Genomic DNA, 12,151 nt, shown 5'->3' with positions numbered 1-12,151 from the left:
CACACAATCCCCAACTCATCCCTACTTTGTTTTTTCTGTACTTCATTTCTGACGCAATGACGGGTGTAAACTTATAAAACCAACGCTAAAACGAAGTATGCTACACAAGCACTCCACATATTGTCATTATTTCTTCAACGTCACGATAACTTATGGAGATAACAGCCAACATCACTGCGTTTTACAAACTCAATAATCTTTTCGTTTGTACTTAATTTATAAGCATTAATACTGTAGTATTCCACTTTTGTTTTCTTGTAATTTAAACACTTAAATCTAGTCTTCCCTGAAGGAGTAAAACCATCTTTAATGAGTTTTCCTTCACATAAACGACAGACCTTTCATTCAAACCACATTTTGCTACACTGACTTCAAATTTATTCATTTTTAAAGTATTTTAAACCTTAAAAATAAAAGGGATGAACACAATACTCATCCCTTTAAAGTTTTTTTTTAATAAATACTGATTATCAATTCTTTTAGTTTCAAAGAATAAAACCACATCATTGATACACTATCAATAATTATCACCAACACATCTGATCTATTAGGTAATCTCTTTTTTTTATCTTTTTCAGGTTATGTTTTTTGTTTTTATCAGAAAAAATCAAATCCGTCAAATCCCATTCGAAGCTTAAGCCCATAAGCCATTAGATGTACATTACCCACAGCGGCCAAGTTTAGAATGCTATTGGTTTGGCTTTGGAGAATTCCCGTTGGGTTATATGTAATTATAGATCCTGCGCTTCCCTGGGATTTGTTACTATTGTTCAGGCCGTAATTGACATACCCCCCTGCAAATAGCCGGTGTTTTGGAGACAGGCGGAACGTGGCACCAGCTTCAGCAGTCAGGGATACCGACAAAGAAAACTTGTTCTCACCATTAGCACTCCAGTTCTCCAGGGTGCCAAAACCATGCTGTGGCAGATTGCTGATCTCCGCATTTACATCAGGGTAATAGCCTGTGGTGGTTAATTCCGCAGCCTGTGCCTGATAAGTGGCACTCAACGGAATGCAAAAAAGAAAACCACCACGGGCATAAAACCCAATACCCCGCAGGGTACCTCCAGTTTGGTACTGTCCTTGCAGCGGAATACTTAGCGTATACATTTTTTGTTCTTCTGAATAGTCTTTTGCATTTGCCCTGAATTCGAAGGCATTACCGCTGTCATCGACCATGTTTTCATAAAAAACAGTATTGGAACTAAGACTAATTTTGGTTCGGGAAGCACCAAATTCGATTCCCGAAAGGATGCTCCAATGGTCATCAAAAAAACGCGTGTACTCAAATCCAGCTAGAAAACCTGGCTGTAACTTGCTTTGTTCATCTTTAACGCGGTATTGCAGGCCGGAAAATCCCCCGCCAAGTACAGCACTGATTTCTGATTTCTGTTGCTGGGCCTGTGTCTGAAAAGCAAGTGCTAAAAAGAAGCAAATCCCCATTGTTTTTAAATATCTTTTTCTCATGTTTTTTTATTTATCCTCAACCCAGCCCTCTCGAAATAAGAATCGGATTATTTTATGTTTTAACTTTATCTAAGAGCCCACAAAACCTGTCAAATGTTTTCTGGCAGGCATTTAACACCGATTTTTTTGTTATTGAGAAAATCTATGTTGTTCTTTTTCATCTACTTCGCCAATACATTTCCTTGCTGTGTGACCAATTTTATTACTTTGAAATGGCTTACGGAGGATCTAATTACTTCACCAGTACATTTATCGAATGGTGAGCACCATTAGACAAATTAAGCTGTAAGATAAATATACCTGTTGCCGATGGCATTGTCACCATCGTTTCAGGGCTGATGTCGTGCTGTATATGCAACTGCTGTCCCAGAAGGTTTGTTACTGTTATGCTGGCGTCTTTCAGGACCTGGGCAGTATAGCCGGTTTTGACCTTTATTGCTTGGCCCTGACCAACCGGATTAGGGTAAACCATCAGGGGTATAAAGGCATCTTTAGGTACAACGGTTAGTGGACAAGTACGCATGGTCAGATTCGATTTGGTTTTAACCTCTACATAATAATCACCTTCAAGCCCACCGTTTTCATTATAGTATTGGTCCGTGGCACCCAATATCAGGGCTCCATTTTTGTACCATTTCCATGACACATATTCATTACTGCTGTTATCAAACACCAATACGTCGTTCCAGCGTTTCACGATCATCGAGGATGAAAGTGAGGAAATCAGCCTATTTTCTACAGTCGCAGCAGCAAGATAATTACTATTTCCTTCCTGTGAGGCAGTAATGACGGTCATTCCGTTTTTGATTACGCTCAACTCGCTGCCGTTTATCGTGGCAATATCCGTATTTGACGAAACATAAGTTATCGGCAAACCACTGCTGGCAGTAGCGGTAAGGAGTATTTGTGTGCTGTCTCCACAACCATTTACCAGTGTTTGGTTCCAGTTGATATTTTGGCCAGCTTTGTTAATGGTCAAATTAGCCCCCCAATAAACGCTGATACTGTAATTATTATTGGCGAGTGTCCCTTGCTTGATGGCATAAATGCCTGCGTTTTCCCCTGTATCCCTGCTTAAAGTACCATTAAATTTGTCTGCTCCCAATAAGGCAGGCATTACCATATAAGTAAGTACAGGATCGGCATCGCCATAAGTTTTGCTCTTGGCATCTGCCGTTACCGTTACTGCTTTGGGAGTAATAGTCAGATCCGTATTTACGTAGGTAATGGCATAGTTACTGTTATCCAATGTGCCCTGGTTGATGGCATAAGCACCTGCATTTTCGCCTAAGTTTCTCGTTAGCGTACCATTAAAGGTGTCGGTTCCTAATAAAGCCGGGGTTACGGTATAGGTCAGTAGAGGATCGGTATCTCCATAGACTTTGCTCTTGGCATCAGCCGTTACCGTTACCGCTTTGGGAGTAATAGTCAGATCCGTATTTACGTAGGTAATGGCATAGTTACTGTTATCAAATGTGCCCCGGTTGATGGCATAAGCACCTGCATTTTCGCCTAAGTTTCTCGTTAGCGCTCCACTAAAGGTGTCAGTTCCTAATAATGCAGGGGTTACGGTATAGGTCAGTAGAGGATCGGTATCGCCGTAGATTTTGGTTTTGGTATCTGCAGTTACCGTTACCGCTTTGGGAGTAATGGTAAAATTACTGCCTGCGTAAATTATAGAGTAATTATTACCTAATACTAGTGTCCCTTGATTGATGGCATAAATACCTGCATTTTCTCCAGTTTCTCTACTTAAGCCACCGCTGAGTTTATCCGTTCCCAGCAAAGCCGGAGCTACGGTATAGGTAAGCAAAGGATCTGTATCGCCGTAGACTTTGTTCTTGGTATCTGCCGTTACCGTTACCGCTTTGGGAGTAATGGTAAAGTTACCGGCTACCCCTGCATAAGCAAGGGCATAATTACTGCCTAATGCCAGTGTACCCTGATTAATGGTATAAGTACCAGCATTTTCTCCTGCCTCTCTACTTAAAGCTCCACTGAATTTGTCCGTTCCCACCAAAGCCGGAGCTACGGTATAGGTAAGCAAAGGATCTTTATCGCCGTAGACTTTGTTCTTGGTATCTGCCGTTACCGTTACTGCTTTGGGAGTAATAATCAGATCCATATTTACGTAGGTAATGGCATAGTTACTGTTATCCAATGTACCCTGATTAATGGTATAAGTACCTGCATTTTCACCTGCCTCTCTGCTTAGCGAACCACTGAATTTATCCGTTCCCAATAAAGCCGGGGTTACAGTATAGGTTAGTATAGGATCGGTATCGCCGTAGATTTTGGTTTTGGTATCTGCAGTTACCACTACTTCTTTTGGATTTATCGTTAGCTGGAAAGTTACATTTTCGGCAACACCGTACAGATCATTTCCTGTCTGCGAAGCGGTAATCGTTACTGCTCCCGCTTTGAGTATTCTCAGTTTCCATTTATTGTCGTCTGCTGTATCCTGAAAGGCTTGAGCAATGGTGTTGTCTTCCGAGACATAACTTACAGGCAAACCAGAACTTGCCGTAGCACCAGGATCAAATGGCGCATCGCCATAGTTTTTTGTAAATTCTCCTGCTTTAATGATTTGCCTCATTAAGTCCTGATTTTCATAAGGGCCTAAATCTATAACAGGGCCAAATAAACGGGCCTTGCCGGCAAGATCCAGCGTTTGGGCACCTAAAGCTGTAAATAGGCTATTGTCTCCTTTATTTAATACAAGGCTGCTGCTTTGCAAGGTAAAATCACCAGTAGCGGCATCAACAAACAAGGGATTGGTAGCACCGTCTATATTGTTAATATTGGTGTCATCATTTAAATTGGTATTTGCAGCACTAAACCCATTTACCAGACTGTTCTTACGGATGATAGCCCCCGAAAACGTGCTGCGGTTGGGATAAACAATACTGTTGTTCAGGGTAATTTCACCGTCTTGATGGCTTATTTCTTTTCCGGTCGTTTCCTGGGCCTCATTGGTTGATACGGTACTGTTGGTAAGCGTAATATTAGATGTAGCACTATTGTAAATACCACCGCCATCATCACCAGCACTGTTTTTTGTTATCAGACAATTAGTCAGACTAGTGTTTGCATTATAAGTATTACAAATTCCGCCGCCGTCTCTATCGGCAAAATTCTCCCTAAAGAGACTCGTACTAATAACTCCTGTAGTACTCTCTAAACTTACTCCTCCCCCTAAACGTGCGCTATTTCCATTAAAATTGCAATTGATAAAAATCAGACCAACAGAAGAATGATTGCCAAATGTAGATATTCCCCCACCATTAAAGCTTTTATTATTAATAAAATTACAGTTGGTTGCAAAAAGATCAGAATCAATTGCATCGATTCCACCACCATATCCGGAACTATTATTCCACATAAAATTACAGTTGCTGATGGAGAGAGAGGAATAGCCAATACTCATTCCACCACCCGAAGAACGAGCAAAATTAACTTCCATAAAGGCAAGAGAAGTAGCAGTATTAGCATTCCCGCCCTGCACGGTAAAACCATCGAGCAGAGCGGTTCCTAAATTTCCATAACCCAAAACCACATGATAAGCGTTTTCGGTGTTGCCTGCAAAAGAAAGGGTAGCACCACTGCCGGTTACTATGTCATCACTATTAAAATCACCGCTCAATATGGTTTTGTTTGCTGTGAGGCTTAGGTCACGTTGAATTAAGGCTGTTTCGGTACCAGCGAAGCCACCATAAAGTTTTACGTCTGTTTTTAATAAAAAAGCATTGTCACGGTTGGACGGGGTTGCGGGCCCCGTAACATTGTTTACCACATATCGAGGTATATAAGTTCCCGCAGCCACCCATATCTCATCACCCGCTACAGCGGTATTGATCATGACTTGCAGGTCGGCAGCGGCTTTGTTCCAGGTAGAGCCATCTCCTGTACCTCCCACTTTTACATAATGTACAGTTTGGGAAAACGCCATACCGCTATAAAAACCAAGCAATAAGACAAAAAATATTTTTTTTTTCATTGTTAATTTTGTTTAATCAATTATAAGGCCAATACTCGAAAGTATTACACACAAAAAAGTTATGCCAAGAAAGGAGACATTTAGCTAAAAAAACATCCTAAAAGGACATATAAACAAAAAGATATAACATTTCTTGTATTAAAAATTGTACTGATGTTTTTATTTAATGGTTAAGTATTAAGACTGAAAATAAGTTTTCAATATCACTTATACTGCGAATTTAATTGAAAACCTAAATATAAAAAGAAGAAAATACACCAAAAAAAAATGCCATTCCTAGTGATGGTGTCATGTTGAAATCCGCATCTTTGGCTTTAAGGATAGCAAATAAAAAATGGACGATGCCTATTCAAAATTGGGGAATTTTTAAACCAATTTACCTGTACATTTAAAAAAGTTTCGATTATTAGCCGAAGCCTTGACTTTTTAAATTACACATTTTATAGGACAGGACCTAAAAAAAGACTTATTATCCTGTTTTTCAATCCTTGTAGTTTTTTCTCTGACAAATTTTTATTGTTATTTATATTATTTTAGTTTAAAGAATTTTGAACTAAAAAATATTGCTACTATATGCTACTAAAAAATCATGTTGCGCTATGAAATACCTACCTTATTTTACTATTCAACCATAAATTTTACTTGCAGTTCATACCACAATAAATCTATTATATTAAGTTTTTCAAATATTTATGCATTTCGCTTTGACATTATATTAATGTAAATATCCTAGTATACTGTTGAAAATGGTAAGTAACTAAGAACTATTCAAAAACAGAGGGAAATATACGCCCCATACTCTTACTTTTTTTTAGTACAAATTAAATTAATCACGTTTAAATTGGACATTTACCCTGTGGGTATATTTTTTTAAGTCATCAATAAAATGGATCAAAAATTGTCCCCTTAGGGCTACTAAGACAAAAAGCTTCAGAGAAATCTGGAGCTTTTTTTTATGCAGTAATTTTTTCGTCTGTCATCCTGAGCGAAGTCAGGAGACATTCGCCTTTACTTTGGATTAGATAAAAAACTTTAACTTTATTCAAAAGGAAAGCAGAGGTGAACTTTAGACTTTCGTAGTTAAGAACTATGCTGTGCATTAGTCCTCTGCCTTCTCCTTGAATCCCGTTGAATTGCTTCAAATAGAATGATAGACATACGGTCTAATAAAGGCTCTAAAGAAGTTCAACATTTTTGTTTATTTAAATTCAAAGTTATGAAAAAGTATTTATTTTATGTCGGTATTGATGTATCAAAAGCTAAGTTGGATATTAATATTCTTGATGCTTTAACTCTTAAATCAGAACATTTTATCATAGAAAACAATATTAAAAGTATTTCTATTTTCATTAAAAAACTTGGTAGAAAAGTTGATAAAAAACACACTCTTTTTTGTTGTGAAAACACAGGTATTTACACTAATCATCTATCAAGTATTTTAGTAAAACGCTTTCTAGATTTATGGATTGTTCCTGCTATTGAAATAAAAAAATCAAAAGGAATTTCAAGAGGAAAAAATGACAAAACTGATGCCAGAGACATCTTTTTTTACTTATAATATTACATGCTTCATTGGGACTATCCGAAAAACCAATAGACAAAACTAGGTTTTAAACTTCAATTGTTGGTATATATTTTTCTCGGCAATAATTTTCTATGTCAGTGTCATTTTTAAAATAGTCATCACTGAACTAGATAAGTTCTTTTTCTGCGCCAGAAATATATTTTTCACTTGCTGTCATTAACTTTTCTGTCTGCTCAATAAACTTATTAAACTTATCATTCATTTTACAAAGCTTATCAATTGTTTTAAAATCTAATTCACGATATGTTGCAGGAAAAATTACTTTGCTCTGATAAGGATTAGCGTTGAGTTCAATTATTCCGATTCCAAATGATTGATTTAGTCGTCCCATTTCTTCATACAAACTATCACTAAATTCAAATCCAGCTAGATAGTCATAGTTTGCCCAACTTGAGTTTGAAACTGCTTGAAAAAACGCCTTTTTTAGTTCACTATCACTGTTGATTTCTCTCTTTAGCTCATATGAACTCATTTTGAAAGTATCTAAACGATTTATTGATTTTAAGAAACTCTGACTGGCTTTTGTCTGAAGATTAAGAAATTTTATTCCAACCATGTCAGGATGTGTCCAAATTTGGTTACTATCTTTTCCATTTGATTGCTCATGAAATATAGTTTTCGAATATGTATCTGTGTTTTTAAGGTAACTACTCAAAAGTTTATGTAAATCTCGTTCTTCGTAAGATTTCTTTCTTCCTGTTTTTAAGCTTGTTGCTGATTCCATTTCAGATTCATCATACATAAGATCAAGCCCCATACTCTCCTCATCTTTAGCTAAATAGTATAAATATATTCCTGTGGTTTGTTTAATTCTCTTAACTCTTGTATCACCATTTCTTATAAAATCTCCAAGTTGAGCTGAAACTGTAGAAGGAGGCGTCTTTCCAGCAAAATTATAATACTGATTCGAAAGAATATAATTGCAAACTTCATTTGAATTAGAGTGCACCCAAAAGTTTGGACGAATTTATAATTAAATTTGATAATAATGAGCTCGATATTGTATCGGGCTCATTCCTTTTAGATTAAGTTTTATCCTTTCATTGTTATAATATTCTATATACTGCTTTAAATGTTTTATGTCCTCGAATTTCATGATATAAAATAGTTTTGATTTTATTATTCCAAAGAAATTCTCTACCACTGCATTATCTAAACAGTTTCCTTTCCTGGACATACTTAGTTTAATCCCCTTCTTTTTAAGCAATAATTGGTATTGCTTCATTTGATACTGCCAGCCTTGGTCTGAGTGTAATATCAAATTTGTATTATTTGTTTTTTTTTTGTACAATAACTTTTCTTCCACTATCTCTCAATTACCAAAATTAAATCTTTTAACCTCCCTATTTTTTTATTAGATTCTTGTAATTCAACGATTTTTTGTTCAGAAAAAAATCATTATACAATAAGGGTCTATTATGTTATAAGTAACGAAATTATACATAAGTGACCATTTTTTATGATGTTAAATTAAAGGTGATACATCTATCTCTCTAATCAGACAACTTAAAATCTGCAAAGTTTTTAATGAAAAATCCTTTTCAAATTCTTTTAGAATGATGTGCTGTGTTAAAAAACTCTCATACATACAATCAATCTGCGCATTTGGTTTTACAGGTGACTTACAAAATTTCTTAAAATAATTATAGAATTTTCATGCATTAAATGCAATAGTAGATTTTTTTAATCGTATTTTATTTATAAGTTATTCTTTATAAATTTAATATTAATTTTTAGCTATTTATATGTTGGATTCTCCTATTAATAAGGCTTATTAATTATTGCAATCTTTTTAACCTTTTGTTTATTTACCAAAGGAGTTATCCTTGAAAACAATTAGTTATTAAAGTAAACAAAATAGAAATAAATTATAAAAAAAGCTTCCGTTCATAATTCCAGAAAAGAAAAAAACTGTGTATAAAATAATAAAAAACACTACTGCTTATTCTGCCTATATACATTCCAATTTATAGCAATTTTAAACTTAATTTATTATGAAAACAAAAATTATTGTATTTGCCTCATTTATCACTATGATTTCCTGTAACGAAAAAGATCTTGAAAGTAATGAAGTTTCTCAATCAAGTAAAAATGAAAAAAGCAATGTAAATATTGAATATAGAGGAAATAAAATGTCAGTTCTTAAAGATGCTGACGGAAATTATTTACTTAATGAAGATTTAATTTTGTATGAAAACGATGTGAAGGAGTTAAACAATTTAGGTACTGTCAAATTAAAAAGCAGTAGTGTTAATGCTTGGGATCTCAGTGAAGATATAAGTATTCTGCTTTGGCCAATGACAAATTTGACATTTAAAATTGATCCAAATATATCGGCTTCACAAAAGCAATTAATACGCGAAGCAACAGCTCAATGGGGAATTAAAACTCTTATATCATTTACAGAAACTACTGGGAAAGAAAATATATATTTTAAAAAAGTAAATAGTGGATGTAGTGCTTATCCTGGTTTTAGTGGGAACGATGATAACTCTATTGTAAATCTTAGTGAAACATGTGACCTTCAAAGTATTCTTCATGAATTAGGACATGTTGTTGGTATGATACATGAACATCAAAGGACAAATAGAGATGATTTTATTACTTTGCCATCAAAAACATTTAACCATATAAAAGAAAAATATTCTGATAATATCTATAATTTAATAGTTGATAATCTTAAAAAGGAAAAAAGCAATTTAAATGATCCTTATGATTTTGATTTTAATTCGATAATGATGTACGGATCTTTTCCAAGAAATAACCTTCAGTTGAGGGATGATTTGATAACTAATAAGTTCCCCTTATATACGAAAATAAATGGACAGTTAGTTGACAGGCCAATTACCGGCTTAAGCAGCAAAGATGTGAATTGGGTAGAATATCATTACACTAGAAAAATTATTCTTAAAAATACAGACTATAATGTAATAAATCTAAAGATACGTTTGTCTAAGGTAAGTGATCCACATACTATTTCTTTAAATAAAGGGGATGAAATAAAGCTCATTTATGATAAATCGAAAAATAAATTCACATATCGGAATGCTGAAGTGCAACAATTGGATCTTAATGATGGTGGCTCCTCGGATGATATAAATTTTTCATGGAACAATGATAAAAAAAACATAACATATTCTACAAATGATAAATCTACAGTGATATTAATAAAAGACTATACTAATGATGACATGACTTGTTATCAAGTTATAGATAATGATGGAATTAATGGAGGAGCTAGAAATGCAATTGTAGAAGCAATAAAAATAGATAACTATACTACTTACATAAGTTTGAAAAAATGGAGTTCTAAAATTAATACAGATGAACGAAATCATACTTTTAATCCAGAGCAATCTACTACCCTAACATTTAGAAATGTTAATTACCCTACATTAAACAAATTTAAAATTAGATTGAAAGATGCTCCAGATCGTTCTATTGTTTTGTCTAAAGGAATAAATGTTCAATTTACCTATGATGGACGAAGCAAAAACTTTTTTTATAATGGTTCAATAGTGCAACAAGTTGATTTAAATGATGGATCCTCAAGTGATGATATTGATTTTGAGTGGGAAAAATCCAAAGTAAAACCTTACAGAGCAACTTCCCACTATTCATGTTCCTTAATAGATTTAACGAATGGTTACATATATGGAACAGTAGATTCAGATGGTATTGATGGCCAAGTTGCAAATGCTCAATTAAATGCTTACGTAAGTTATGACAAATTATATATTGACATAATGAAATAAGAAAAATACTTTATAGGTGAAAAAAAAAAGGAATCTTACTCTTTATAAGAAAAAAATATTGGATTAAATCTGAAAATTATTTTACTTAACCTATTGAGTGAAATTAGATTATTTGAATTTTAATGTTATTTATTTTCCATCAAAGATAAAATTATTGATGAACTGAACTAGAGTTAGTGCTGTTATTTTGGCCAAAACTCTAGTTTTAAAACCTAGAAATGTTTTAGCATAATTACGTCTGATCATAAATTGTTAACCCAACTGAGAAAATAATGTTTCAATTCTTTTTCTTGATTTTTTTAAAAATATAAGTTTGTTTTTTATATCCTTTTTGGTTTGTGCACATCGATGTTACTAATCTAATATTTGCAGTTTCGAATAAATCTAATTGTTGGGTAATCGCCAAATATTCTCTAATATAAATCTAGGATGTAAACATTATCATGAGCAGATAGCAAGCGTATAGACCGAATAACCTAACATGTCTTAGAAGTAATGAAGCAGTTATAATAATTTCTAAAACACGTACAGTTATTGAAATCCAATTGGCTACAGTGCTCAATAATGGGGATTGACCTAATTGTATTTTAAAATTTTCAAAATCTAATAATTTGCTGGTCGCGGCATATACAAAAAGCAAAACAAAAAGCAGACAAATTATATCAACTACAATGTTTTTAAAAAATACGTATATTTTCATATTTTTCCTTTTTATCTTTTAGTGAGCCATAATTAAAATCATACTCCGGCAAATGAAATAGACTGATATTCAGCAACTTAATTATCGACAACCATCACTTTGCAAGCATTTTAAATGGGCCAAATTAGAACAATAATATTAGAGGATTGTTATAAAAAACAATCCATTTTAGCATCTTCCAAAAAGCAAAGGCAGAAAAATATTGACTTATTATATAATTGGAGAAACAGATAACCAAATTGCAAATTTAAAACCCCTCAAAATGCATTTGCGTACTGAAACAAAACATTATACTTTTATACAGGTTTAGACAAATCTTCGGCAACAATTTCACATTGAAATGTCACAAAATAGACGTTCAGCGGAATTACCATTGCTGAAACCACTCCTAATTCGCTTGTAACCCTATTGTTTATATAATAATTACAAAAACCTAGCTTAACTTTTTCACTACTTTTTGTTTGCATTTCCACTTTGTAATGTGAGCTCCTATTTGATTTCCATGCTTTTACTAAAGACAATTTTGTTCAAGGTTCAATAAGAAAATCTAATATCTATTTCTAAGGAGAAAAATTATCATCTTCATTTCAGTAATATAAGCAACCCTCTCATAAGAGCTTCAATAACAAACCACACTAAAAGAAATC

7 protein-coding genes and 3 pseudogenes are annotated in these 12,151 nt (G+C 33.9%); 3 read left to right on the top strand and 7 right to left on the bottom strand.

The annotated features are described in order from the left end of the window. Positions 1-597: 597 nt before the first annotated feature. Together AC3IPI_RS12220 and AC3IPI_RS12215 are read right to left on the bottom strand one after the other, a co-directional pair. Complete coding sequence (locus AC3IPI_RS12220; RefSeq protein ID WP_489159191.1) at positions 598-1,467, bottom strand: outer membrane beta-barrel protein; 870 nt, start codon at positions 1,465-1,467, stop codon at positions 598-600. A gap of 232 nt (positions 1,468-1,699) precedes the next feature. Next, positions 1,700-5,464, bottom strand: a complete 3,765-nt coding sequence (locus tag AC3IPI_RS12215) for an MBG domain-containing protein (RefSeq protein WP_489159190.1) — start codon at positions 5,462-5,464, stop codon at positions 1,700-1,702. Positions 5,465-5,666: 202 nt separating this feature from the next. On the opposite strand from AC3IPI_RS12215, the pseudogene AC3IPI_RS12210 reads away from it, so the two are divergent. After that, positions 5,667-5,860: pseudogene (locus AC3IPI_RS12210) on the top strand (IS256 family transposase); the annotation flags it as partial. 820 nt (positions 5,861-6,680) lie between these two features. Beyond that, positions 6,681-7,022, top strand: coding sequence for an IS110 family transposase (locus AC3IPI_RS12205; protein ID WP_489159189.1), 342 nt, complete (start codon positions 6,681-6,683; stop codon positions 7,020-7,022). Between the two features lie 133 nt (positions 7,023-7,155). On the opposite strand, the gene AC3IPI_RS12200 is transcribed toward AC3IPI_RS12205, so the two are convergent. Continuing rightward, positions 7,156-7,998 (bottom strand): hypothetical protein, encoded by an 843-nt coding sequence (locus AC3IPI_RS12200; protein WP_489159188.1) that lies wholly within the window; start codon positions 7,996-7,998, stop codon positions 7,156-7,158. 24 nt (positions 7,999-8,022) lie between these two features. Continuing rightward, positions 8,023-8,319, bottom strand: a pseudogene (locus tag AC3IPI_RS12195) (IS3 family transposase); the annotation flags it as partial. 724 nt (positions 8,320-9,043) lie between these two features. Between AC3IPI_RS12195 and AC3IPI_RS12190 the strand changes: the two are divergent. After that, positions 9,044-10,804 carry a M12 family metallopeptidase gene (locus tag AC3IPI_RS12190; protein ID WP_489159187.1) on the top strand — a complete coding sequence of 587 codons (1,761 nt, stop codon included), beginning with the start codon at positions 9,044-9,046 and terminating at the stop codon, positions 10,802-10,804. Positions 10,805-10,907: 103 nt separating this feature from the next. Here AC3IPI_RS12190 and AC3IPI_RS12185 read toward each other — a convergent pair. The 3 genes and pseudogenes from AC3IPI_RS12185 to AC3IPI_RS12175 form a co-directional block, all read right to left on the bottom strand. Then, positions 10,908-11,219, bottom strand: a pseudogene (locus tag AC3IPI_RS12185) (transposase); the annotation flags it as partial. A 9-nt stretch (positions 11,220-11,228) separates the two neighbouring features. After that, complete coding sequence (locus AC3IPI_RS12180) at positions 11,229-11,504, bottom strand: MauE/DoxX family redox-associated membrane protein (RefSeq protein WP_489159186.1); 276 nt, start codon at positions 11,502-11,504, stop codon at positions 11,229-11,231. A 296-nt stretch (positions 11,505-11,800) separates the two neighbouring features. Then, positions 11,801-11,971 carry a hypothetical protein gene (locus AC3IPI_RS12175; protein WP_489159185.1) on the bottom strand — a complete coding sequence of 57 codons (171 nt, stop codon included), beginning with the start codon at positions 11,969-11,971 and terminating at the stop codon, positions 11,801-11,803. Between the last annotated feature and the right edge of the window lie 180 nt (positions 11,972-12,151).

This window comes from Flavobacterium sp. GL_143 (assembly GCF_057834355.1).
This window is presented reverse-complemented; position numbering and strand designations above follow the sequence as displayed.